General features: G+C 67.8%; 21 protein-coding genes. 9 read left to right on the forward strand and 12 right to left on the reverse strand.

Annotation, left to right across the window (positions count from 1 at the left end):
- Positions 1–7: 7 nt before the first annotated feature.
- From ACFXNW_RS00815 to ACFXNW_RS00830, 4 genes are all read right to left on the reverse strand, one after another.
- Positions 8–811: a DUF1707 domain-containing protein gene (locus ACFXNW_RS00815; protein WP_379414894.1), complete on the reverse strand. Its 804-nt coding sequence runs from the start codon at positions 809–811 to the stop codon at positions 8–10.
- Positions 812–820: 9 nt separating this feature from the next.
- The gene (locus ACFXNW_RS00820) at positions 821–1,924 is read right to left on the reverse strand and encodes a DUF1707 domain-containing protein (protein ID WP_379414896.1); all 1,104 of its coding nucleotides are present in this window, start codon (positions 1,922–1,924) and stop codon (positions 821–823) included.
- A gap of 119 nt (positions 1,925–2,043) precedes the next feature.
- Entirely contained in the window at positions 2,044–2,841 is a 798-nt protein-coding gene (locus ACFXNW_RS00825) for a DUF1707 domain-containing protein (RefSeq protein ID WP_379414898.1), read from the reverse strand.
- Between the two features lie 5 nt (positions 2,842–2,846).
- The gene (locus ACFXNW_RS00830; protein ID WP_379414899.1) at positions 2,847–3,722 is read right to left on the reverse strand and encodes a DUF1707 domain-containing protein; all 876 of its coding nucleotides are present in this window, start codon (positions 3,720–3,722) and stop codon (positions 2,847–2,849) included.
- Between the two features lie 182 nt (positions 3,723–3,904).
- On the opposite strand from ACFXNW_RS00830, the gene ACFXNW_RS00835 reads away from it, so the two are divergent.
- The 3 genes from ACFXNW_RS00835 to ACFXNW_RS00845 all read left to right on the forward strand — a co-directional run bounded on the left by ACFXNW_RS00835 (position 3,905) and on the right by ACFXNW_RS00845 (position 9,157).
- Positions 3,905–4,324 carry a DUF5318 domain-containing protein gene (locus ACFXNW_RS00835; protein ID WP_379414900.1) on the forward strand — a complete coding sequence of 140 codons (420 nt, stop codon included), beginning with the start codon at positions 3,905–3,907 and terminating at the stop codon, positions 4,322–4,324.
- Positions 4,325–4,595: 271 nt separating this feature from the next.
- Complete coding sequence (locus ACFXNW_RS00840) at positions 4,596–7,406, forward strand: transglycosylase domain-containing protein (protein ID WP_379414901.1); 2,811 nt, start codon at positions 4,596–4,598, stop codon at positions 7,404–7,406.
- An 11-nt stretch (positions 7,407–7,417) separates the two neighbouring features.
- Complete coding sequence (locus ACFXNW_RS00845) at positions 7,418–9,157, forward strand: glycosyltransferase family 87 protein (protein WP_379414902.1); 1,740 nt, start codon at positions 7,418–7,420, stop codon at positions 9,155–9,157.
- 73 nt (positions 9,158–9,230) lie between these two features.
- On the opposite strand, the gene ACFXNW_RS00850 is transcribed toward ACFXNW_RS00845, so the two are convergent.
- Together ACFXNW_RS00850 and ACFXNW_RS00855 are read right to left on the reverse strand one after the other, a co-directional pair.
- Entirely contained in the window at positions 9,231–10,811 is a 1,581-nt protein-coding gene (locus ACFXNW_RS00850; protein WP_379414904.1) for a TerD family protein, read from the reverse strand.
- Between the two features lie 15 nt (positions 10,812–10,826).
- The gene (locus ACFXNW_RS00855) at positions 10,827–12,176 is read right to left on the reverse strand and encodes a TerD family protein (protein ID WP_379414906.1); all 1,350 of its coding nucleotides are present in this window, start codon (positions 12,174–12,176) and stop codon (positions 10,827–10,829) included.
- Between the two features lie 199 nt (positions 12,177–12,375).
- On the opposite strand from ACFXNW_RS00855, the gene ACFXNW_RS00860 reads away from it, so the two are divergent.
- Genes ACFXNW_RS00860 through ACFXNW_RS00870 form a run of 3 tightly spaced genes read left to right on the forward strand, consistent with a single transcriptional unit; the run spans position 12,376 to position 14,470 of the window.
- Positions 12,376–12,999: an AIM24 family protein gene (locus tag ACFXNW_RS00860; RefSeq protein ID WP_379414908.1), complete on the forward strand. Its 624-nt coding sequence runs from the start codon at positions 12,376–12,378 to the stop codon at positions 12,997–12,999.
- Positions 13,000–13,004: 5 nt separating this feature from the next.
- Positions 13,005–13,706, forward strand: coding sequence for an AIM24 family protein (locus ACFXNW_RS00865; protein ID WP_379414910.1), 702 nt, complete (start codon positions 13,005–13,007; stop codon positions 13,704–13,706).
- A 2-nt stretch (positions 13,707–13,708) separates the two neighbouring features.
- Positions 13,709–14,470 (forward strand): AIM24 family protein, encoded by a 762-nt coding sequence (locus ACFXNW_RS00870; protein ID WP_379414912.1) that lies wholly within the window; start codon positions 13,709–13,711, stop codon positions 14,468–14,470.
- A gap of 4 nt (positions 14,471–14,474) precedes the next feature.
- On the opposite strand, the gene ACFXNW_RS00875 is transcribed toward ACFXNW_RS00870, so the two are convergent.
- Positions 14,475–15,053: a DinB family protein gene (locus tag ACFXNW_RS00875; RefSeq protein ID WP_379414913.1), complete on the reverse strand. Its 579-nt coding sequence runs from the start codon at positions 15,051–15,053 to the stop codon at positions 14,475–14,477.
- A gap of 99 nt (positions 15,054–15,152) precedes the next feature.
- Here ACFXNW_RS00875 and ACFXNW_RS00880 point away from each other — a divergent pair, with 99 nt between their 5' ends.
- Entirely contained in the window at positions 15,153–16,229 is a 1,077-nt protein-coding gene (locus tag ACFXNW_RS00880; protein ID WP_379414915.1) for a helix-turn-helix transcriptional regulator, read from the forward strand.
- A 47-nt stretch (positions 16,230–16,276) separates the two neighbouring features.
- Here ACFXNW_RS00880 and ACFXNW_RS00885 read toward each other — a convergent pair whose 3' ends face one another.
- The 5 genes from ACFXNW_RS00885 to ACFXNW_RS00905 all read right to left on the reverse strand — a co-directional run bounded on the left by ACFXNW_RS00885 (position 16,277) and on the right by ACFXNW_RS00905 (position 22,517).
- Entirely contained in the window at positions 16,277–16,675 is a 399-nt protein-coding gene (locus tag ACFXNW_RS00885) for a hypothetical protein (RefSeq protein ID WP_379414917.1), read from the reverse strand.
- A 97-nt stretch (positions 16,676–16,772) separates the two neighbouring features.
- Complete coding sequence (locus tag ACFXNW_RS00890) at positions 16,773–17,558, reverse strand: HAD family hydrolase (RefSeq protein WP_379416231.1); 786 nt, start codon at positions 17,556–17,558, stop codon at positions 16,773–16,775.
- Between the two features lie 47 nt (positions 17,559–17,605).
- Positions 17,606–20,170 carry a phosphoribosyltransferase gene (locus ACFXNW_RS00895; RefSeq protein WP_379414918.1) on the reverse strand — a complete coding sequence of 855 codons (2,565 nt, stop codon included), beginning with the start codon at positions 20,168–20,170 and terminating at the stop codon, positions 17,606–17,608.
- Entirely contained in the window at positions 20,167–21,378 is a 1,212-nt protein-coding gene (locus ACFXNW_RS00900; RefSeq protein ID WP_379414920.1) for an HpcH/HpaI aldolase/citrate lyase family protein, read from the reverse strand. Before ACFXNW_RS00900 ends, ACFXNW_RS00895 begins: the two co-directional genes overlap by 4 nt.
- A gap of 14 nt (positions 21,379–21,392) precedes the next feature.
- Positions 21,393–22,517: a hypothetical protein gene (locus ACFXNW_RS00905; protein WP_379416232.1), complete on the reverse strand. Its 1,125-nt coding sequence runs from the start codon at positions 22,515–22,517 to the stop codon at positions 21,393–21,395.
- A gap of 305 nt (positions 22,518–22,822) precedes the next feature.
- On the opposite strand from ACFXNW_RS00905, the gene ACFXNW_RS00910 reads away from it, so the two are divergent.
- Both ACFXNW_RS00910 and ACFXNW_RS00915 read left to right on the forward strand, forming a co-directional pair.
- The gene (locus ACFXNW_RS00910) at positions 22,823–23,398 is read left to right on the forward strand and encodes a TerD family protein (protein ID WP_379414921.1); all 576 of its coding nucleotides are present in this window, start codon (positions 22,823–22,825) and stop codon (positions 23,396–23,398) included.
- A 335-nt stretch (positions 23,399–23,733) separates the two neighbouring features.
- A complete protein-coding gene (locus ACFXNW_RS00915) occupies positions 23,734–24,828 on the forward strand; it encodes a DUF475 domain-containing protein (RefSeq protein WP_379414923.1) in 1,095 nt (364 codons plus the stop codon).
- Positions 24,829–24,894 lie beyond the last annotated feature (66 nt).

Raw genomic sequence — 24,894 nt, forward strand, 5'->3', positions numbered from 1 at the left:
TACCGCGTCAGCCGGCTGGGTGGATCTCCAGCGGCTTACCTGCCAGATCGACCATCAAATGTCCGGTTTTTCCGTCACGGTCGACGAAGACTTCGATGACCGGACCCGCATCGGCCGGGGCGATGAGTTCGTAGCCGATACTGATGTGCTCCACCACGCCGCCGGGCAGCCGCACCGACTCCGGCGCACCGCGCAGCACACCGGCGACCGCGGTCAGGTCGACGGCGCCCAGATCGATGGGGCGGCCGTTGGCCCAGCTCACGGTTGAGGAACCGCTGGCCGCGAAACCTTCCGCATCGAACCGATACAAGGCGGGTTGTCCCGCCTCCAGCCGCTGGACCACCGCGAACTCGGGCATGATCGTGACCGTATCGGCGATGGGGTCGCCGAACTCGCGCCGATAACTGTCGATGAACAGGGCGAAACCGGAGCCGGTGACCAGCCCGGGCAACGGCGCGGGATCGGCTTGCTCCGCACCGATCGCGATGACGGGATCGCTCGACCCGTCCGGTCGCAGGACACCCGCCGTCGCACCGATCACCGCCGCTACCGCGAGCACCGCGACCGGGATCCACCAGCGGCGCTTGGGACGATCGCGATGCAGTACCGCCGAGTCGGCCAGCGCGTTCGGAATCTGCAAGTCGCGGATGAGCGCGTGCAGATCGCCGAAAGATTTGGCCCGCATGGCCGAGCGGGTACGCGCGGCGTGCTCGTCCTCGGTGAGTTGCCCGTCCTGCAGTGCCGCGTCGATGAGCGCACATACCTCGACGCGGTCGCTGTCACGCGCCCTGAGCTGCTCGTTTCTCGTCATCACCGGCATCTACCCCTCGAACGGCCAGACGCGGAGCACCTCGCCGGCGGGGCTGAGGAGGAACCACCCGGATTCGTTGAAGTCGTTGCCGACGTACACCGACACGACCATGCGGCCCTCATACGGCGGGAACCTGCCGATCTCGACCGACAGGTGTGAGACCGTCCCGTCCGGCACCTGCGCGATGGTTCCGGCGTTCGCCAGCGACGCCCCGATCGCGGCGATATCGAGGGTGCCGAGATCGACCGTCGGGGTGTCCACCTTTCGTGTGGTCGGATCGCTCGGCCGCTGGAAACCGCCTCGGTAGTCGTAGGTCACCAGACGGTTCGGCTGTCCGGGGATGGCCCGCTCGACGTCACCGTGCTCGCCATACAAGGAGATCTCATCGGCGATGGTGTCACCGAATTCGACGCGGTAGTCGGCGATGAAGTGGGCCATGCCCTCGGCGGTGACCAGATCGGGAGTCTTGATCACCACGGGGTCGACGTCGTCCAGATCGACGCGCGGCGCGGCAGGCTCGGCGGCGGGCGCGGCGGCGGGTGGTTCGGCGGGTGCGGGTTCATCGTCACCGCTGGCCAGCGCGAAGGCACCGAACGCAACCACCAGCGCCGCGACGGTGAGTGCGGCGAGATACCAGCCCTGGCGGGTCGGCTGTGCTTGTTTCGGCGGCGTCGGGGTGCGGCGCGGGCCCTGCAGATCCGCGGTCAGCTCGGCCAGGTCACCGAGTGTCTTCGCCTCAGCGAGTAGTTCGGAGTAGGCGCCGTGCTCGTCCTCGGAGAGCTGGCCCTCGCTACGGGCCAGGTCGAGCAGTTCGGTGGCGGCGGCCCGGTCGGCGTTGCGGGCTCTGGTGGCCGATGGATAACCCGTCGCCGCGTGGGGCGAGGCCTGGGTGAGATCGACCGGCGTCGGTGTACCGGTGGCTGACGGCGCCTGCAGATCGTCGACGAGCCCGGACAGCTCACCCACCGTTGTCGCCGCCCTGACCTGTGCGACCCGGTCGTGGTACTCGTCCGCACCCAGCTGCCCCTCCGCGTAGGCGGCATCCAGCACGCTCGCGGTGTGGGAACGGTCGAGATCGCGCGCACGCATTCGACCGGGAACTGGCGTCGACACAGGCGCAGTCTAATGGGACAGATGAGCATTTCGCTTTTCTGATATCGCCCCGGACGTGCGGATTCGGTCTCGCTCGACGACGCCGAGGGCGCGACCTCGACCGCCGGACCAGGCCGGCATCACTCGGCTTTGCCGACCTCGATCACCTCACCGTCGAACCCGACCGTGAGCCGCCCGTATCCGGACTTGGTCGGATGGCTCAGGACGAACCCGACCACGGGGCGGGCCGGGCCGGGTCCGTCGCGCCTGAGCTCCAGATCGATGTGCTCCATCGTGCCGCCCTCCGCGTGCACGGTCTGCTTCGCGCCCGCCAGCAGTCCGGCGATCAGCGGGATATCGATCTCGGCCATATCGAAGGTCGGCTTGTCCGGTTTCCGGTCGCCGCGCGACTGCCAGGAATCGAATTCGCCCTCTCGATAGGTGTAGGAGATGAGCTGGCGCGTGGCCGGATCGAAACGCTCGAAGGAGACGTGATCGTCGAAGAAGGTGACGTGGTCGGCGATGGTGTCGCCGAACTCCGCACGATAGGCCTCGATGAAATGCGTGATTCCGGCCATGGCGGTCAGATTCGGTCCAGCGGATCGCTCCTGTGACGCGGGAAGGGCCGGCAGGTCGGCGTCGAGCCTGCTGAGCGCACCGGCGCCTGCGCCGATGGCGACAGCCGCCGCGACGACCGCGGCCGGGATCCGCCAGTTCCACGAGCCGGCCCGACGGTCCGGCGAACCGCCCTGATCTGCCTGCGGCTGCAGATCGGCGACCAGCTCGTCCAGCTCGGCGATCGATACCGCGCGCGTCGCCGCGGAGGTGCGTGCAGTGTGCTCGGGGCCGGTCAACTGGCCGTCGGCGAGTGCCGCATCGAACACTCCGCACGCCTCGACCCGGTCGCTGTCGCGCGCCCGCAACTCCTCCGTCGCCACCTGCCCTACCCTTCGAACGCCCGTACCTCGATGACCGCACCGGACAGTTCGATCGTGACGCTGCCCGATTCGCCGAACTCGTTCGACACATCGATGCCGAGGTCCGCGCGGCCCGCCCGATCTCCGCTCGTCTCGACATCCAACGTCACCATCGAGACCGTTCCGCCCTCGACCCGAGCGGTGCCCGCGGCGTTCGCGATCGCGGCGGCCAGCGCCGCGGGATCGATGGCCGCCAGATCGACCGTCGGCAACGTCGGTGTGCGGGTATGGACGCTGATGGACTGCGAGAATCCGCCGCGGTAGTCGTAGTAGGTCACCCGATTCGGCTGCCCGTCGACCGCACGCCGGATGTCCACATATTCGGGGTAGAAGGTGGCGTGGTCGACCTCGGTCGACCCGAACTTCGCCCGGAACCGGTCGACGAACAGGGTGATCCCCTCGACGGTGAACATATTCGGCGTCGCGATCACTACCGGCGCGGCGGCATCGAGTCCGCTATCGGGCTCATCGACGGGATCATCGGAGACAACCGGCTGTGACGATGCCGGCGCGGACGCCGGATCCTCCCGCGCCGTGACGACGAAGGACCCGAACGCGGCGACCAGCGCGACCACGGTGAGCGCGGCCGGATACCACCGGCGAACACGCTCGACGAACGTCGGAGGTACCGGCGAACTCGACTCGGTCGTCGGCACCTGCAGATCGGTGAACAACGCGTCCAACTCGGCGAGGGTCCGCGCACCCGCCGCCGTGGCGGTCCGATCGTGATATTCGCCCGCCCCGAGCTGACCGTCGGCGTAGGCGGCATCCAGCCGGGTAGACGCCACCACGCGATCGGTGTCCCGCGCGCGGGTGCGACTGCTTCGGGCCGGCGTCGACATGCTGGAATCGTAATGTCAAGGGCGCCTGTTTCGCTCCGAAGAACGGCGAGCCCGGGTCGTCTCGGCCCGGAGACCAGTGCGGATCCGGTGTCACAGATACGCCATCGCAGACCGAAGCGGCAGTGGCCGGTGAACACGCCGCGCGCCAGCGCAACGAATTGGACACAGCTACTCTGGGGAGCGTGCGAATTCAGCGGCAAGTGGTCGACTACGCGCTCCGGCGCCGGTCGCTGCTGGCTGACGTCTATGCGGGCCGTGTCGATGTCGCCGAGGTATGTGATGCGAATCCATATCTGCTGCGTGCGGCGAAATTCCACGGTCGGGGGAGCGAGGTCACATGCCCTATCTGCCGGAAAGAACAGCTCACGCTCGTATCCTGGGTCTACGGCGACGGCCTCGGCCCGGTAGCGGGCTCGGCTCGCACACCGGAGGAACTGGTCCGGCTCGCCGAGACTCGCGAGGAGTTCTCGGTTCATGTGGTCGAGGTGTGCCGGACCTGCAGCTGGAACCATCTGGTGCAGTCCTATGTGCTCGGCAGCACACCGGCACCGCCGCGACGGCGCACCGGAACGCGAGCCAACCGGCGCACCGCTGCCGAATGAAGTACCTGGTCATCTGCCCGTCGGGTGACTTATGGGGCCGAGCCGAGTCCATGGCGACCACGGCGGCTCCGAGCCACCCAGACCGAAACGAGCTTTGGAGATCTTGTCAGTGAATTCGCCCTACGAGAACCCCGGCGATGACCCGAACGCCAGAACCCAGCGCAGTCCACAACCAGGCCAGAACCCCCGTCCGATGGGACCACCCCCGGGTGGCCGTCCCGGTCCGGGCGGTCCCGGCGGCCCTGGTGGCCCTGGTGGCCCTCGTCCGCAGGTGAGCGGCCCCCGTCCCGGTGCGGGTGGACCGCGCCCGGGCGGTCCCCCGCCCGGTCCGAACGGGCCGCGCCCCGGGCCGAATGGCCGGCCGGGTCCGCAGGGCGGACGTGGACCGCAGGGCGGACCGCCGCCGGGTGGCCAGCGCGGCCCGCAGCCGCCGCAGCGTCCGGGCCCGCCGCAGGGCAGGCCACCCCAGGGCGGTCCGCCGCAGGGCCGCCCCCCGCAGGGCAGGCCGCCGCAGCCGAACCCGTCGCTGCCCAACTCCGCGCAGTCGACACAGAAGATCGGCCGTCCCGGCGCCGAGGGCGACAAAGCTCAGTCGACCCAGAAGATCAGCCGTCCCGCCTCGCTGTCGGAGGCGGTGTCCCAGCGCGACCGCAAGGCGTCCACCACCGGTCCGCGTCCTGCCGCACGCAGGCCCGCAGGAACCGGGGCCGCCAACACCGGTGAACGCCGGGCGCAGTCACGTTCCGGTCCGCCCTCGGGTCCGCCGCCGCGTCGCGGTGGTGGTGACGGCGGCGACGGTTCCGACGGTCCGCGCAGGCGCAGGCCCGGCGGCAAGAAGAAGTCGCCGTGGCGGATCGTGCGCCGCACCATCTACGTGCTGATCGCGCTGGCGATCGTGGTGCCGAGCACCGTGTTCCTGATCGCCTACTCCACCGTGTCGGTGCCGCAGCCGGGCGACCTCAAGACCAACCAGGTCGCGATGATCTACGCCGCCGACGGCTCCACCGAGATCAGCAAGGTGGTCCCGCCGCAAGGCAACCGCACCGACGTCACCATCGACCAGGTGCCGCCGCATGTCCGCAACGCGGTCACCGCGGCCGAGGACCGTGACTTCTACACCAACCCCGGCTTCTCGGTGTCGGGCTTCGTGCGCGCGGCGCGCGACAACGTGCTCGGCAAGGAAAGCGCCGGTGGTGGTTCGACCATCACCCAGCAGTATGTGAAGAACGCCATGGTCGGTGACGAACGCTCGCTCGACCGCAAGCTCAAAGAGCTGGTGATCTCGGCGAAGATGGCGCGGCAGTGGAGCAAGGACGAGATCCTCGCCGCCTACCTCAACACCATCTACTTCGGTCGCGGCGCCTACGGCATCGACGCCGCCGCCAAGGCGTACTTCGACAAGCCGGTGCAAGAACTGAACGTGGCCGAGGGCGCGGTACTCGCGGCCACCATTCAGCTGCCGTCCGCGCTCGATCCGGAGAAGAACCCCGAGGGCGCGAAGACCCGCTGGAACTATGTGCTCGACGGCATGGTCTCGGAGGGCAACCTGCCCGCCGCCGAACGCAAGTCGATGCAGTACCCGCCGGTTCGCCCGCTGGACACGCTCGGCGACAAGACCATGGACGACGGCCCCGAGGGCCTGATCAAGCAGCAGGTGCTGCGTGAGCTGTCGGCCGCGGGCATCAGCGAGCAGCAGCTCAACACCGCCGGTCTGCAGATCACCACCACCATCGATCCCAAGGCCCAGCAGGCCGCGCTCGATGCGGTGGCCGAGAACATGCAGGGTGAGCCGGAGAAGCTGCGCACCGCCGTGGTGTCGGTCGATCCGCGCACCGGCGCGGTGCGCGCCTACTACGGTGGCAACGACGGCCAGGGCTACGACTTCGCCAACGCGGGCCTGCAGACCGGTTCGTCGTTCAAGGTGTTCGGCCTGGCACAGAACCTGGAGATGGGCATCCCGCTGTCGCAGATGTATGACAGCTCGCCGCTGAGCGTGCACGGTATCAAGATCACCAACGTCGAGGGCGAGTCCTGCGGCATGTGCACCATCGCCGAGGCGCTCAAACGTTCGCTCAACACCAGCTTCTATCGCATGCAGCTGGATATGCAGAACGGCCCGCAGAAGATCGCCGATATGGCGCACAAGCTCGGCATCCCGGACGAGATCCCCGGTGTCGGCCAGACGCTGACCGAGCCGGACGGCTCGGGCCCGAACAACGGCATCGTGCTCGGCCAGTACCAGGCGCGAGTGCTCGATATGGCTTCGGCGTACGCCACGCTCGCGGCGTCGGGCACCTATCACGCACCGCATTTCGTGCAGCGCGTGGTGACCGCCGACGGTGAAGTGCTGCTCGATCGCGGCGAGGTCGCCGGTGAAGAGCGGGTCTCGGAAGCCGTCGCCGACAACGTCACCGCGGCCATGAAGCCGATCGCAGGCTACTCCCGCAACCACGGCCTGGCCGGCGGCCGGGAGTCGGCCTCCAAGACCGGTACCGCCCAGCTCGGCGACACCGGCGAGAACAAGGACGCCTGGATGGTCGGCTACACGCCGTCGCTGTCCACCGCGGTCTGGGTCGGCACCGAACAGGGTGAACCGCTGCGCAACTTCGGCGGCGCCATGATCTACGGTTCCAGCCTGCCGTCCGACATCTGGAAGGCCACCATGGACGGCGCGCTCGAGGGCACGCCGAAGGAGACCTTCCCGAAGCCCGCGCCCATCAAGGGCCAGGCCGGTGTGCCGGAGTGGACGGCGCCCTACACCGCACCGTCGACGACTCAGGCCCCATCGTTCGAGCCGCCCGTCATCGTCACCCCGCGGCAGGTGGAGATCCTGCCCGGTGTCGTCATCCCGGTGCCCGGTGTGGCGCCGAATCCGCAAGCGCAGGCGCGTCCGCAGCCGCAGCAGCCCTCGGACTCCGGACCGATGCCCGGTCAACCGACCGCGCCCGCCGACGGCTCGCCATCGACGGGCCAGAGCGAATCCGATGGTGACAGTTCCGATAGCGGCGGCGGAACCGGCGGTGGCGGAGGCGACGACGATTCCGGGGGTACGAACGGAGCTCCGTCCGGCCGCTCCCGGTAGCCTCGGGTGCCGTGACCGATCAGCGACTGGTGGGCGAGCCGACCAATGGGAGCGCGCACACCGGGGGGACGGCCGACCGGTCCGGTGGCGCGCGGTACGACTCCCCGGCTCCGCTCGCGCCCGACCTCCGGTCGGCCGACGCCCGAGACCGGCCCAGCCGCAACGACTCCCTGACAGCCCAGCTGTGCACGGTGATCGGCGGGCCGGTCGGTGATCACGCGCTGATCGGCCGGGCGCGGTTCTGGACGCCGGTGCGGGTGCTGTTCCTGTTCACGGTGTTGTTCCTCGCCCTCGGCTGGGGCACCAAGGCCGCCTGCATTCAGCAGACCGAGACCGCGAACGGCGGACTCACCCTCGACTGGAACGACGGCCGTCAGTACGTGGCCATGTGCTATTCGGACACCGTCCCGCTCTATGGCGCGGAACGGCTGAACGAAGGCGCGTTCCCGTACAAGAAGTCCTGGATCGAGGAAACGCCCGACGGCGGCACCGAAACTCGGCACATGGAGTATCCGGTGCTGTCGGGCCTGTACCAGTACGTATCGATGCAGATCGCCAAGAGCTGGGATGCCGGGCCGCTACCGGGCGCATTGCAGGTGGTCATCTACTTCAATGTGATCGCCGTGGGTCTTGCGCTGGCGTGGCTGGTCACCGTCTGGGCGACGGCGCTGCTGGCCGGGCGCCGGGTCTGGGATGCCGCGCTGGTCGCGTGTTCGCCGCTGGTGATCGTGCACGGGTTCACCAATTTCGATGCCTTGGCAACGGCTTTGGCCGCGACCGGCCTGCTGGCCTGGGCGCGTAGAAGGCCGGTGCTCGCGGGTGTGCTGCTCGGCCTCGGCGGCGCGGCGAAACTGTATCCGCTGCTGCTGCTCGGCCCGATTCTGGTGCTGTGCCTGCGTGCGGATCCGATGCAGCGCACGCCGAGCGCGCATATCAAGATCCGGCTGAACGAGATCGACGGGCTGCCTGCCGCCCGGGCCTGGATCCGCGAGATCCCGCATCGGGTGCGGATTCTCGGCACCCGCCCGCTCGGGGCCGCGGGGTTGACCGTCGGCGCGGCAGCAGGCACCTGGCTGATCGTGAATCTGCCGATCGCGGCGCTGTACCCGACCGGGTGGCGGGAGTTCTTCCGGCTCAACACCAGCAGGCACGCCGATCCGGATTCGATCTACAACGTGATCACCTCGTTCACCGGCTGGCCCGGCTTCGACGGTGTGCTCGAACACGGTGAAGCGCCGACGATCCTCAACCTGGTCTCGCTGACGCTATTCGTCGTCGCCTGCCTGGTGATCGCCTATATCGGCCTCACGGCACCGCGCAGGCCACGCCTTGCGCAACTGTGCTTCCTGGTGATCGCCGCGTTCCTGCTCACCAACAAAGTGTGGAGCCCGCAGTATTCGCTGTGGCTGGTCCCGCTGGCCGTGCTCGCATTACCGCATCGCCGAATCCTGCTGGCCTGGATGGCGATCGACGCGCTGGTGTGGGTGCCGCGCATGTTCTACTACCTCGGCCTCGACCGGAAGGGCCTGCCGGAGCAGTGGTTCACCGGCGCGGTGGTGCTACGCGATATCGCGGTGATCACGGTATGCGCGTTGATCGTGCGGCAGATCTACCGTCCCGACGAGGATCTGGTGCGCCGCGATTTCGTCGACGATCCGGTCGGCGGGCTGCTCGATCACGCACCGGACCCGCTGCTGCCCTGGCTGCCGGAACGGTTGCGGCCCAAGGAAGGGCCGGTCCGCAGCGGCTGAGCCTGAGCCCGCACCGGTCGAGCGGAGTCCTTACCGGCTGATGCGAGCCCGTACCGGCATAGCCGCAGCGGCGTCAGCGGGCGCGCAGAATCCGCGCCTGGCGCTCCGGTTCCTGCGGCAGCAGATCGAGATCGAGCTCCCAGGCGCTGCCGGTCCACGGATCGAACAGCGGGGTTCCCGAGACCGTCGGCAGATGACGGCAGGCCTGCGATAGGGCCGCGACCATACCGTCGTCGGAATCGGATTCGTTGCTGCCGACGATGACTGTGGACAACCCGATCAGATCGCCGCGCATGAACAGCGAGCCGAGTCGCTGGACATCGGTAGCCTGATAGCCGTGCGGGAAGTCCGCCGCCACCAGCACGCGGTGTTCTGCCGGTGGAGTACCGGCACCGCTGTTGTAGGCCATTTCGGCGAGTTCGGCGGCATCGGCCAGGGTTTTCAACCGGGCCGAGATCTCGGTGTGGTCGGTGATCGGCGGGCCGCCGAGCACCGGAGCCAGCAGATCGGTGAGGCCGGTGAAGGCGCCGGTCAGGTCGATCACGTCGACGACGGTCCTGCGTTGCGGTGCGGCCGCGACGAGCCGGGCCAGTAACGCGCCGACGACCGGCGCGACCGCCGAAGAAGATTCGGTATCGATCCACAGCGGACGATTCAGCGGGACCGGAACGCTGTACGGAATGCGCAGCGCGCCACGGTCGATGGCGTACAGCTCACCGAGCCTGATCCCGTCCGACGGTGCCGGTGCGCGATCCCAGGCCGGTGATTCCCAGGAGGACAGCGAGGGCGGCAATGCCTGGTCGGCCTCGGCAAGTTCACGCACCAACTGCTCGCTGTCGCGCCCGTGATTGGTTTCGGCGGTGGCGTTGAGCTCGTCGTGCCTGCGCTGCGCGTTCACGCGGGCGGTGTCCGCGGCGGGGGTGTTCCTGGTGGCCGGATCGGAGACCGCTTCGGACAGTTCCTGATCGAGCCGTTTGGCGGCGTAGTCACGGGCCGAGATCAGCGCCGCCGCCGACCGGGCCGCGTCCTCGAAGATCATCCACAGCCGTTCCAGGCCGTGGCCGACCTCGAGCGGGCTGCCACCTGGTGCGGGGGCGGGCATCGCGTACGGATCACCGCGTCGGCCCGCATTCGGATTCGTATGCGGGCCAGGCGAAACCGCTGCGGAATCGCTCGGACCGAATCCGGCCGCACCATGTGCCTGCAACAGTTCGGCGAGCCCGCCCGCGTAGCCTTGCCCGACCGCGCGCACCTTCCACGCGCCTTGGCGCCGGTAGACCTCGAGGCAGATGAGCGCCCGCTCACCGGCGGCAGGCGCGATCGCGAACTCGACTGTGGTCGCACCGTTTTCGGACAATTCCGCGACCACTTTGCCGAGTTCGACCGGTTGTCCGGAAGTGCTCGCCACCAGCAGTACCGCCTGCGCGTCGGCACGGACCTCGGCGAGGGTGACGGTGACCCCGTCCTCGCCGAGTCGCACGCCGGTCGTCGTCGTCCGATCGCCGGTGACGACATCGCCTGCGGCCGAGACCCGCAGGTCATCGGCCACCACCAACGCCGAGATATCCAGTGCGGCATCGGCATGCACGCCGAACCGCACCACCTGCGCCGTCAAGGGCACGTTCTGCCCTGCGGTCAGTTGTTTCACGTCCACGACCCCCGTCGGTCCTCAGTTGTTCGAGAGGAACCGGCCGAGCTGCGGCACCGCCTCGCCGGGATGTTTGGCAGGGAAGCCCTCGCCGAGCGCCTGCATCTTCCAGTCGCCGCCGACGCGATACACCTTCGCCATCGCCATCGCGGTGAACGGCATACCGCCCGCGAGGGTGTAGCGGGCCAGCTCGGCATTGTTGCCGCCGTCGATCAGGCGGCAGAAAGCGTTCTGCACCTGCTCGAAGGTGTGCCCCTTGTAGGAGGTGACGATGAAGAACAGCGTGCTGATGTGGGCGGGGATGCGGGTCAGATCCACCAGGATCATCTCGTCGTCGCCCTCGCCCTCACCGGTGAGGTTGTCACCCTGGTGGCGAACCGAGCCGTCCTTGGAGCTCAGCTGCCCGTAGTAGGCGACATCGGCGGGGTTCATATCGGCGAACATGACCACCGACGCGTCCAGGTCGATATCGACGGTGCGGTTGCCGAACATGCCGCGGCTACGCACCGGGTCCCAGCCAAGGCCCATCTTGACGAAGGTGAGCGCGGCGCCGCCCTCCTTGCGGAGGGTGACCCGCTGGCCCTTCTGCAGGCTGACCGGCCGGTCCTTGCTCAGGCTGACCTCGCCCTGCTGCTGCGGCGGTGGAGGCGGCACGGGGGCGCCGGGCGGCGGGTAACCGGCGCCGGGCCCCGGCGGCGGCGGATAGCCACCACCCTGAGCCGGGTAGGGCGCGGTCGGCGGCGGCGGAGCAGGGTAGCCACCCTGTGGCGGCGCGGCGTGCGGCGGCGGCTGCGTCGGGTACGCGGGCTGTGCGGGTGGCGGGACCGGAGCGGGCTGCGGCGACGGAGCGGGAGCAGGCGGCGGCGAGTCGTCGACGCTCACGCCGTGGTCGGTGACAAGGGCCGCGAATCCACCGGCATACCCCTGCCCGACCGCACGCACCTTCCACGCGCCCTGACGCCGGTAGAGCTCGAGCGCGATGACGATCGACTCGGTGTCGAGCCCATCGATGCGGTACTCGAACAGCTGGTTGCCCGACGAATCCGACACGATCGCAGTCGGCGCGGCGAATCGCCCGAAGTTGCTGGTCGCGTCGTCAAGGGTGATGACGGCGCGGATCTGATCGATATCGGCGGGTACGGCGTTCAACGACACCGCCAGCGAGGCGGGCTGACCGGCCGGACCGGGCTGCAGGTTCACCCCCGGCCCGCTCGGCTGGTTGAAGAACACGAAGTCGGCGTCGGAGCGCACCTTGCCCTGTTCGGTGACCAGGAGCGCGGACAGATCGGCCTGCGCCGACAGCTGAATGGAAACCACCACGTCGTTGCCGGGCAGCGGACCGTTCTGGCCCTTGGCGAGTGTTGCGGACAAGTTCGACCCTTCGCTTGTCGGTGCGTACGGAAGCCACTCTACGAGAAAGGTGCCTACCACGGCTCGGATGAGTGCGCGGCGATCGGCGCCCGGGCTGAGATCAACTTCGATCGCCGTCGTCGATTAGGGTGACGGCGACGTTTTCGGAGCATGGGGGGATTGCCCGTGTTCCCTCATCCACACGACAGGCAAACTCCCTATGGCGCAACTGTTCGAACAGTCGAAGAAGGTGATCGAGGCGCATCTCGCGGGCACCAGTCTGCGCGCGATCTCCGGGTCGATGATCGCCTACGAAGGTAACGTCCAGTTCAAGTCCGCCGGGTTCGGCGGTGGTGACGGCGTGGTCGCGGGGCTCAAGCGGCGCGCGACCGGCGAGAAGCTCTCGCTGATGGAATGCGGCGGCAACGGCCGGGTGTTCTTCGCGGTCAACGGCCAGCATGTTTCGGTGGTGAACCTCAACAACGAGACGCTGCAGGTGGAATCGCAGCAGCTGCTCGCTTTTTGCGGCAATCTGCGCACCGACGTCCGCTTCGCCGGGCTGCGCGGCGCCTCCAGCGGCCAGGGCCTGTTCACCACCACGGTGACGGGTCAGGGTCAGGTGGCGTTGCTGTCGGCGGGCGGCCCGCTCATCCATCTGGAGGTGACACCCCAGTTCCCGCTGGTGGTGGATCCGGACGCGTTCGTCGCCGCACGCGGCAACCTCAATCAGTCGTTCGTCACCGATGTCTCCTGGCGCACCGTCGTCGGACAGGATGCGGGCGAGGCATTCTCGCTGCGCTGGGATGGCCAGGGCGTCGTAGCGATCCAGCCCGCGGAACGGTAGGGACGATGTTCGAGAAGGTCAACGGCAAGGTCGTCAAGGTCAACGTCGGTATGGCGGGCGGTGTGGCCGCCCGCGCGGGGGCGATGCTGTTCTACACCGGCGACGTCTCCTTCGCGCCGCATCAGATTCCCGGCGGCCAGGGTATGGGCGGCGGGGGCGGCATCATGCGGATCGCCGGCCGGATGATGCAGGGCGAGCACGAGCGCACCATGCTGGCCCAAGGCAACGGCGAGGTGCACTACGGATACGCCGGGCTCGAAGTCCAGGTGGTGCAGATGCAGCCGGGAGCCACGCTGCGGGTGGAAGCCTCACGCTTGCTGGCCAATACGGCCGGGCTGCAGAGTTCGGTGGTGTCGGTGGCGAGTTCCGGTGGCGGTGGGGGCGGCGGTGGCGGCCTGATGGGCGCGCTACGTGGTGCCGCGTCGGGTGCGATGACCGGGCAAGGCATGTTCACCACCCAACTGTCCGGGCAGGGGGCCGCGGTGCTGCTCGCGCACGGCGGTTTCCTGGAACTACCGGTCGGCGGGCCGAATCCGATCGTGGTGGATCCGCAGGCGTTCGTCGCCGCCTACGGCAATGTGCAGACCGAGCTGAAAACCGCGCTGAGCTGGCGCGACGCCGTCGGTCGCGGTTCCGGCGAAGCCATGCAATTGCATTGCGTCGGACAGGGTGTCGTCTACGTGCAGGCCTCGGAAGAAAAGTTGTGACCATGAGCCAGATCCTGAACCCGATGAATCTCGGTGAGAGCGACAACATCCCGGATAACAGCTACGCCTACTGCATCGACCTGAACAAGCCGTGGTTCATGCGCAAGGGCGCGATGATCGCCTACTACGGTCAGATCCAGTTCCAGCTGCTGACTCATGGCCTGCAGGGTTCGCTGATGCACATGGTGTCGCAGCAGTTCTCGGCTCCGCTGTTCACCAACGACTATGTCGTGGCCGAGGGCCAGGGCAAGCTGATCATCGGTGACCGCGGCTACGACATCAACTCCTACGATCTCGACGACGGCAACCTCACCATCCGCGCCGCCAACCTGCTCGCCTTCGAGCCGGGCCTGTCGTTGAACCAGTCCATCGTGCCCGGCTTCCTGACCCTCATCGGCACCGGCAAATTCCTCGCCTCCTCCAACGGCCCGGTCATTTTCGCCGAACCGCCGCTGCGGGTGGACCCGGAATCCCTTGTCGGCTGGGCCGATTGCCCCTCCCCCAGCCACCACTACGACCAACGCTGGGTCTCCAGCTTCCTCGCCGCAGGCGCCGCCCGCTTCGGCGTCAACTCCGGCGAGGAACGCCAATTCGACTTCACCGGCGCGGGGACCGTGCTGATCCAGTCGAGCGAAAAGGTGATGAGCGATTCGGCGCTGGTCCGCACGATCGAGGGACAGTTGCAGAGCGGTTTGACGGTGCCGGGGTTGCAGCGGATCCAAGGTGCGGTTGCGCAGCAGTTGGCGGGGCAGCAGCAGTACTGAGTGCTCAGGAAGATTTCTCGCTGTCGATCGTCTCCCGCAGGATGTCGGCATGACCGGCATGCTGCGCGGTTTCGGCGATGAGGTGGGCCAGCACGCCGCGCACGCTGCGTGACTCGCCCGGCTCATGCCAGGGCGCTGCCGGCAGTGGGTGCGTTGCGGACAAATCCGGGATGGCGGCGATGATTTCCTCGCTGCGGGCCGCGATGCGTTCGTAGCGGGCCAGGATGTCGGTGAGGGTGTCGCCGGGCTGCATCTGGAATTCGCCGGCGTGGTCGATCATCCACTGCGGGAACTCGCGTGCGGTGCCGCCGGCGATATCGGCCCAGGTGACGCCGTCAGGCAGGTCGTAGCGCATCGCTGCGGGACCTTCGACGGTGAAACGTATCCAGGTCTCCTCCATCGAAGCGACGTGCTTGATCAGCCCGCCGAGGCACAGTGCGCTGACCGTCGGGTGCAGGCCTGCCTCTTCATCGGTGAGGTCGCGCACCGTGTTGATCAGGGCGGATCGTGCGGCTGCGAGCGCGGCCAGCAGCTCGGTTCGTTCCGGGTCGAGTGTGGTGGGCGAGGCTGTGGTGGCGGTCATGGCGATCGAGCCCTTCCGGTCGGTGTGCTTCGGTACGGGGTCAACGATCGCAATAGAAGCGGACAGGGTGTGTCCGCTACTGCGGGCAATATAGAAAACATGCCGACGACCTCAGCGCGCCTGCTCGCCCTGCTCTCGCTACTACAGGTGCGCCGGGACTGGCCGGGCGCGCTGCTGGCCGAACGGCTGGACGTCAGCGCGCGGACAGTGCGCCGCGATGTCGATCGCCTGCGCGATCTGGGCTATCCGATCGCCTCGTACAAGGGGCCGGACGGCGGATATCGGCTCGAGGCGGGCACGGACCTACCGCCGCTGCTGTTCGACGACGAACAGGCAGTGGCGCTCGCAATCGGGCTCACTTTGGCGACCACCTCGGGCGTCGGCATCGAGGACGCCGCGGCGCGGGCGCTGAACACCGTCCGGCAGGTCATGCCCGCGCGGCTGCGACACCGGATCGACACCCTGCGAATCGCCGCCGTCGAGGCGCGGCCGGACCGCCCGGAGATCCAGGTCGGGATCGACGTGCTGACCGCGCTGGCCGCCGCCGTCCACGCCCGTGAGGTGCTGCGTTTCGACTACGCGGCCGTCACCGCGAAGGGGGCAGGAACTATTGACATCCCGCGCAGGCCGCGCATCGTCGAACCCCACCACCTCGTCACCCAAGGAAGCCGCTGGTACCTCATCGCCTGGGACCTCGACCGCACCGACTGGCGTATCTTCCGGGCCGATCGGATCACCCCGCGAATCCCGACCGGGCCTCGCTTCACACCGCGCGAGCTACCAGGAGGGTCGGTATCGACCTTCGTGGCCGGCCGATATCGTGGCTCCGACTCAGGCGAATGGCCCTGCCGAGGCGAGGTGATCCTGCGCCTGCCCGCCGCTTACGTATCGCGCTACGCCGATCGGGATGGGATCGTCGAAGAACTCGGCCCGGACCGCTGCAAACTCACCCTCGGATCATGGTCGTGGGCGGGGCTGGCCGCCGCCATCGGCCGGTTCGACGCCGATATCGAGGTCGTCGGCCCGGCCGAACTCGCCGACGCCTTCGCCGAGTTGGCCCGCCGCTACGCTGCCGCGGGACAATGCGCAGACGTTGCCGGGGCCGACCTCACGCCTGCCCGTCGGCCGCGCGAATCACCCCGTCCAGCACGTCCCGCATCCGGTGCAGGTCCCTGATACAGGCGCCGATGCGGTCGCGTTGATCATCGGAGGTGCGGATGTAGTCAGCGCCGACCCGGGTCGTATTCCCATGCATTGTCCGGCAGTCCGGGGCGGGTCGGCACCTGAGTGATCCGCGCGCCGGTCACTATCCCGATCTGGCCAAGGGTGGTTGGCATCATGCAGTCCCGGCTCGGCTGATCGGGAGTGCCGGCAAACCCGGTGACCGACTTGTTGTAGGGCCCGAAAGGCGGGCCGTACGTCAGATTCAGACCGAAGCAATCCACTTCGAGGATGTAGGTGCCCTCACCCGCGCACTGCGCCGACGCACCGGTCGCCCACTGATTCACCACACAGTCCCGCGGCTCCGCAGCCGCTGAACCGGCCGCAAGCGTGATCATCGTCGCCGCGCCCGCGACGATGACCGACATACCGACAACATTGCGGGTCATACCCATACTCACGTTCTCCGTATCGCTATTCCGACGAATAAGTAGCCTGATCAAGATAGCCGGGAACCTTCGCGATCTGGTCACATAATGTTTTCCAGTTGCGCTTTCCTCACGCCGCCGCCGGCGCCGCCTCGATGAACCAGTCGAGGATCTCTTCACCGGCCATGATCCCCGACGCCTCGGTCACGGTGAGGTTGGGATGGGTCCAATTGAGCAGTTCCAGTTCGCCGTGGCGGGGCCTGATCGCCGAATCGGCGGCGCGCAGCATTTCGGCGTCCAACGCCCCATCGCCTGCGGCGAGAGTGATCGCGGTGTCGGAGAGTTCGCCGGATTCGATGAGGCGGCGGCGGACCTCGCCAACGGCTCGGCTTTTACACACCGCCAGGGGCATGGTGTAGATCTTGCGGCCCTGTTGGGAGGCGGACCAGCCGCGGGGGCGGCACCAGGCGTCCCATTCGGCGAGGAAGCCTTCGGGGACGGCCTTCTGTTTGACGACCAGGTAGCAGAAGAGATGGTCGGCGATGCGGAATTTCGGGGCCCAGCTCTCGTCGATGCGGGAGCGCAGTTCGGCGCTGATCGCCGAAAGGGTGGTGCCGCCTGCGCGGACCTCGGCGTCGATATCGATGCGCCAGCGCATATCGGGGATACCGTCGACGAGGATGTTGCCGCCGTTGCTGGTGATGGCGTAGCGCCAGGGGGCGCCGGGCAATTGGATGCGCCCGAACTGCTTGATGGTGCGGGTGGTGGTGGGGACTACCGCCGCGGGCCGGGTGAGGGTCCGCATCCGGGAGGCCGCTGTGGTCGTCATGTACGACAGCGGCGCGCCCTCCAGGTGTTCCACGCAGACGGTCGCGAGATCATCGTCGGTGCTGAACGCGTTGCGGGAGTAGATCATGGTCCGGTCCAGGTCGGTGGCGACCAGCACCTGTCTTCGGGGCGGTATCACTGCTGCACATCCTTGATCAGTCCCATACACGAATAGGCCAGGTCGTCGACGACCTCGACCGGTACACCGCGAGCCGCGGCGAGTAAACGGATATGGGCGTGCTCGGGAGCGTCGGGCTCCCGTACCAGCACGCGCCACGGCATCCGGCGCAACAACACCCGGGTGGTCTCGCCGACACCGGGTTTCACGAAATTCACGCTGGACACCCCGTATTCGGCCCGCACCTGCTCCACCGAGGCCCAGCCGGCCCAGGTGGGGGTGCGCTCGCCGGCCCGGATGGCGGCAACGGCGCCGGGCACGCGGTCGCGAACGGCGTCGAAAGCGCCGGTCACGGTGTCGATGAGGCGTCCGGAAACGTCGTCGGCGGCCAGTTCGCGATAGAACTTGGCGCCGTGGAAATCGCCGGTACCGATCAGCTCGTCGTTGAGGACGGTGCGCGAGATGAGCCCGGAGACCGTCGAATTCAGGCAAGCCGAGGCGATGAGAAAATCGTCGCGGGTGCCGTAGGTGCGCACGCAGTGGCCGGGGTCGGCGAGCACCGCCAGGTCATCGTTGAATCGCGGGCCACCGGCCGCGTGATAGGCCGCCAGCGCTTCGGACAGCTCGCGTGTGATCGCGCCCTTGCCGGTCCAGCCGTCGACGAATACGACCGATGCCGGATCATGGTGGCGCGCCAAGTAATCCAACGCGGACGCGTCGATGCCCCGATCACGCACGATCGACACCGCATAGTGCGGAACATCCAGGCTGGGTGCACCCGCACCGCGCCCGTCGAGCAACCAGCGCCGCATGAGAATCCCCACCGGCGTCCCCGCGCGGGCCAATGACACCAGCACGATATCCGTACCGCGCTCGGCGACAACCAGTTCCGCCACCGCCCCGACCGCGAGCGCCAACCGCTGCGCGCTGTCGGCGAGCACCTGATCGAACAGCTCGCGATACTGTGCGTCCGGTTGGTACTCGATCGGCAGCGACTCCGCGTAGTGTGCGACCCCCGCCTGAATCTGCCGCTCGCGCTCGGCGACGTCGGCCTCCAAGTCGACGTCGGAGAGGTCCTTCAGCAGCCAGGCGACGTCTTCGCGGGCGTAGGAACCGAATTCGGGTCCGTACAGGGGACGGGCGTCCCCGGTCCCCCGCTCCACCGCACCATCGGCGACCACACCCGCATCCGCCCTGTCCGCGTGCAGCAGGCGCGGGTCCGCGCCCGGCAGAACCGCGATCAGCACATCCGCGCCGGATGCGGTGAGCACATCGACGAGACCACCGGAAGCGACAAGCTCATCGGTGTCCGCAGGCGCGTCGACCACGACCACCAGCACCGGTTCCCCGTGCACCGCTTCGACGTCGGCAATATCGCCCGTCCACGCATCGAGTTCGGCGATGAAATCCTCGGCCCAGTGCGCGTTGTACAGGTAGCGCGGCTGGTCCTGGCCGGTTTCCGGCGCGGTGAAGCGGAATCCACGGCGCAGCGGATACCCGGGCTCATCCAGCACATAGGCCGGGGAGCGGGTGGTGGTCTGATACCGCGTCGGGATACCTGATTCGGCGAGTGCGACAGCGAGCCGCAGCGGCAGATACATCAGCTCTTCGTGTCCGAGCACGATCACCGGGCGATCGGCGAACTCAGCGGCCAAACGACCGCGCAGCGCGGAGGTCGCCACGTCGACCGCCGCTTCGAACGCCATCGTGTCCGAATGCAGAATCCCGTGCCGCCCACCCTCGGGAACGTCCTCGGGCCAAGGCAGTTCGCAACGCTGGAACGACCCACGTTGCGGCGCCACCGGATTGAGTTGGGGCTCGGGCAGGCCGGCGACAGCGTCGATGAGACCTTCGGGCAGCATCGTCCGCCCGGACGCCAGACACACCGTGTCGATACGGGCGCCGAGTTCGTGTGCCGCCGCCTCGAACCGGGCGCGATCGGATTCGGTGCGCATATCCACCAGCGAGGCCAGCACATAATGTGATCTCGGCGCGAACGCATGCAGTGCGCGGACGGCGTCCATGGCGGTGTCACCGGTGGAGATCTCGTCGTCCACCAGCACCAGCGGCAGATCGTTGACGAAGATGTCGGCGGGCGCGGGCTGCAACAGATGCGAGGTGGCGTGCGAATGGCCCTCCTCGAATCCGGTGAGGGTATCCGCGAGCGGCACCTCACGTCGTGTCGAATGCAGATAGCAGCCTGCGCCGATGCGGGCGGCAACACAGTGACCGAGTCCGGTAGCGGTCTCGGCGAACCCGAGCACTACCGCCTCGCGCTCCCCCAGCACGCCGCGCACCAGATCGCCCAACCGGTTTCCCGCGTCGAGCACGACCCGCGGATCGGTCGGCAGATGCTTGCCGAGCACTGTCGAGACCAGCAGATGGGCACGGCGCGGATTACGCCGCAGACCGGGCTGGATCAGCGATTCGATCGACAACTCGGCGGGCAGCACACCGAGATCGGCCCCGTGCCGATAGGACGAACCGTGGTGCAGCTCGATCCCGAGATGCCTTGTCGCCCATGCTGTATCCGGGTCGTCACCGGTACTACCGCCCGATTCGCCCGCGAACTGCCCGCTCATACCGTGACCAACGCCGACAACAGATCCACGAACGACACTCCCTTGTTGGCCACTCCGAACACTCTCGCGCGCAGCAACGTCTGCCGCGCCCAGCTGCGATGCGGACGCATCTCGTTCATCTTGTTCCGATACTCCGACGCCGCTACCCCGCCCACATCGGCCTGCAGAATGTCGAGGGCGTCGGCGTACTCCTCATGGGTCACCACCGACAACGCGTGCACGGCCGCCACATGCGAGGGATGGATCACCGTTTTGCCCTGGATGCCGTTGGCGCGGTCGAGGGTGATCTCGCGCAGCAGGCCGTCGAGATCGCGGCTAACCAGGTACCGCCGGAACGGCACCGCGTCGGACTCCTCGAACGGCGCCGTGCGCAGCAGCGGCCGGAACATCCGCTCGTGGTCGGCGAAGTACTCCCAGACCGGGCCGGTGATCACGAAACCGGTGCCGTCGGCTCGGCCGAGATAGTTGACGATATCGGCGATCACATCGGCGACCACCCGCACGTCGTAGATGGTCAGATCGCGATCGCGCCGGATACCGAAGGTCGAGCACATATCGGTCGCGCCGACCCGTACGGCCAGCACCTGATCACGGTGTTCGGCCAGCAGCGCCGCGATCTCGGTGAGTTCGGCGTCGCGCGTCTGCCGATGCACCAGCGCCGCCGACTCCAGCACTGGCATGCCGTACAGCGGCCGGTCCAGCAACGCCCGCGCGTGCTCCAGCGCGGCAAGGTATTTCGAGCCGGATGCCGAATCGAACTTCGGGAAGACGAACCCGGTCAGCACGTCGGCACCCGGCCCGAGCTGCTCGGCGAGCTCGATGATGGTGTCGGCGTCGCGCACCCGCACGAACAGCATCGGGTTGGGATCGAGCCCCGCAGCAAGCTCGTCGAGGGTGCGCACCGCCTGCGCCTTGGCCGATTCCACCTCGTGGTCGGCGACGGCGTCTTCGAGATCGATGACCATCGAGCACACCCCGCGGGCGGCGCGTTTGGTGATCGTGGCGGTGAGATCGGCCCTGGTCGCAGGCGCGTAAAGGGTGGCCCCCAGGGCGATGGCCAAGAGTTCACGGTCGGTCTGTCCGCCGATGGGCTCGGGCTGGCGATGGAACAGTGTTCTCGCGTCGGGTCCCTCCAACTGCCGGAAATGGCGCAGCAGTATCCGCTTCCGCAGGGAAACTTCCTGCTTGACGGCGATGCCTGCGGTCATCGTCTCCCCACCCCTCACTCTCGTCGTGGTATTTGCTGTTTTCTCATGCGATCCACTACGCCCGCTATGAAATCGGCGACGGCGTCGAGCTCCGTCACATATGCCCAATAGTCGGGATGACGCCCGGTCAGCGCATCGCTCACCCGGTCGATCCGTTCCGCCTGCGCGTCGAGTACCGATCCCCACTCGGCGACGAGCCCGCGACCAACCGCGAGCATCTGCGCGTCCCGCAGCCGGAATCGTACGGCCTTGGCTTTGTCTTGCGGATTCTCGCGGACCTCACGGAGCAGCGTCAGCCGTTTGGTGACGGCGTCCACCTGCTGTTCGGCCGCGGCGAGATTGCCGCGCGCGGTAGTGGTCAGTTCAAGGGCTAACTCCGGGTCGTTCTCGGCCGCCGCCGCGCGGGCCCTGCTCAGGGCGTCATCCGCGGCGGCTATGGCCCGCTGGCTTTCCCGCTCATTGTCGGCCAGATCCGCCGAACTCGCAGCATTGAACTCACGCAGCAGCGTCGAGTAGGCCGCGGCCACCCCATCGGCCCTGGTACGCACCGCTGCCAGCCGGGTCCGCACCGAGGTAACCGCGTTCTTCGCCGCGGCGGCGCGAGAAGGGGCCACCGCCAAAGCATCTGCCAGTTCCTTGGTCGCCGCCTCCAGGCGATTCGCCGCCTCTCGCACCGTCCCGACCGCAGCACCGCCACGGGCCGCGCGCAGTGTGATCAGCGCCTCATCCACTGCGGTCGTGGCGCGGCGCACCGAGGGATAGTGCGCGTAAGGGGACTCGGCAGCCTCCCCGCGCACCGACGCGGCAGCGGCGGTCACCTGATCGGCCAGCCGCGGCACCATCGCCACCACCGCGACAGCCTCTTCCAGCTGCGCCTGATTGCCGCGGTAGTACTCGTCCACCCCGCGCGCCGCCTCGGTCAGCCTGCGCACCAACTCGTCGGTGCGGGCCTGGCCCTGTGGCAGCGAGGTGCCGGTGGCTTCGGCCTGGTCGAGCTGCTCGGTCAAGGTCAGATAAGCGTCGGCGGCGGTGTAGCAGCGGGCCCGGACCGGCTCCCAGCGCCGGGTCAGGCCACGCTCGGGAAAGATCTGCTCTGCGGCGGCGGTGGCCGATTCGGCCACGCTCTGGCGGCGGTCCATATCGAGGAACGCCGACGCGAGTGACTGCCGAGCCTGCTCGATCCACTCGGTATTCCCGGATGACCGGAACCATCCACGCCTGCGGCCTGCCACGACCCGATGGTAGGAGATCGCACCGGTTATGGGTCGGTCGATCGGGCGCTGCCGGACGTAGTCCGTCCTCAGACCGCGCATGGCCGGAGCGGATGCGGAGGTACGCGCACGGGTTTATACGCAAGATCGCCGAAACCTACTACTGTCGTATCTCGTACCCGGCGATTCGGACATGCTGGGAATCACAGACGACTATCGAAAGGGAATCCCGCATGGGTGTCAGTTTGTCCAAGGGCGGCAACGTCTCACTGACCAAGGCGGCGCCTAACCTGACCGCTGTCGCCGTCGGCCTCGGCTGGGATGTTCGTACCACCACCGGAACGGACTTCGACCTCGACGCCAGCGCGATCGCGACCGGGGCCGACAAGAAGGTGGTCTCCGACCAGCACTTCGTCTTCTTCAACAACCTGAAGTCGCCGGAGGGCTCCATCGAGCACATCGGTGACAACACCACCGGTGAAGGTGAAGGCGACGACGAGGTCATCAACGTCGATCTGGCCGGCACCCCGCCGACCATCGAGTCCATCTTCTTCCCGGTCTCGATCTACGACGCCGACACCCGTCAGCAGTCGTTCGGCCAGGTGCGCAACGCCTACATCCGGGTCGTCGACCGCTCCAACAACGAGGAGCTGGCCCGCTACGACCTGTCCGAGGACGCCTCGACCGAGACCGCCATGGTGTTCGGCGAGCTGTACCGCAACGGCGCCGAGTGGAAGTTCCGCGCTGTCGGCCAGGGCTACGCCTCGGGCCTGGCCGGTATCGCCCGCGACTACGGCGTCAACGTCTGATCGAGGTAATCCTCGGTACGGAAGGGGGCTCGGCGACGGGCCCCCTTCCACATGCGCTGCCACCCGTGGGAAACTGATCCCACCGGGGGGCTCATCGAACATCCGCGCGGTCACCTCATTCGCTGAGGTCCGACTGGACATGTCGTGGTTCCGGCGACCAGGCGCAGCGACGACGGTCACCATCGGCGTCGGCCCGAAATGTCGGGTTCACCGTCGACCGGTACCGTCGTGTCGAGCGCCGTCCACACCGTGCCGGCGATCGCACGCAGCAGCTTCAGACGTACACAACGCCCGGATGACGACCGACTCCGGCGCCGCACACGAAAGGTCCCCGCGTGGTCCTGCGCATTTTCGGCCTATCCTTCCTGGTCACCGTCGTGTCACTCGTCGTGGCGATTCTTTACGGTGGCCCTACCGCACTGGTGCTCTGCGCGATCCTCGGCATCATGGAGGTGTCGCTGTCATTCGACAACGCCGTCATCAACGCCACCATCCTGCAGCGGATGAGCGAGTTCTGGCAGCGGATGTTCCTGACCATCGGCATCCTGATCGCCGTGTTCGGCATGCGGCTGGTCTTCCCGCTGGCGATCGTGTGGATCACCGCCGGTCTGAACCCGGTCGAGGCATTCGACTTGGCGCTCAACCCGCCGCCCAACGACGCCGCCACCTTCCCGGACGGCAGCCCCAGCTACGAGACCCTGCTCACTGACGCCCACCCGCAGATCGCGGCGTTCGGTGGCATGTTCCTCGCCCTGCTGTTCCTGAACTTCATCTTCGCAGAGCGCGAGATCACCTGGCTGACGTGGCTGGAGAAGCCGCTGGCCAAGGCGGGCAAGCTCGACATGCTGTCGGTGGTCGTCGCCGGCGTCGGCCTGATCCTGTGCGCGGAGTTCCTCGCCGAAGAAGAGGTCCGCTCCACGGTGCTGCTTGCCGGTCTGCTCGGCATGATCACCTACATCGCGGTCGACGGTCTCGGCTCGATGTTCCACGCCGAGGAGCACGCGGGCCCGTCGAACGCCGCCAAGGCCACCGGTAAGGCAGGCTTCTTCCTGTTCCTGTACCTGGAGGTACTCGACGCGTCGTTCTCCTTCGACGGCGTCATCGGCGCGTTCGCCATCACCGCCGACCCGATCATCATCGCGCTCGGCCTCGGCCTGATCGGCGCCATGTTCGTCCGGTCGATCACGGTGTACCTGGTCCGCAAGGGCACCCTGTCGGAGTTCGTGTACCTCGAGCACGGCGCGCACTGGGCGATCGGCGCGCTGGCCGCGATTCTGCTGATTTCGATCGGCGTGCATGTCAACGAACTCGTTACCGGCTTCGTCGGTATCGCGTTCATCGGCGCCTCGTTCATCAGCAGCATCATGCGCAACCGGCGCGAGGGCGAGCCGGAAGTGGCAGCCGAAAAAGAGCCGACACCGGTAGGCTGACCGGCGGACGCAACACCGAATACTCGAACGGCAGCGGCCTTGTCAGGCCGCTGCCGTTCTCATCTC

This window comes from Nocardia sp. NPDC059180 (assembly GCF_042754945.1).
Taxonomy (GTDB): domain Bacteria; phylum Actinomycetota; class Actinomycetes; order Mycobacteriales; family Mycobacteriaceae; genus Nocardia.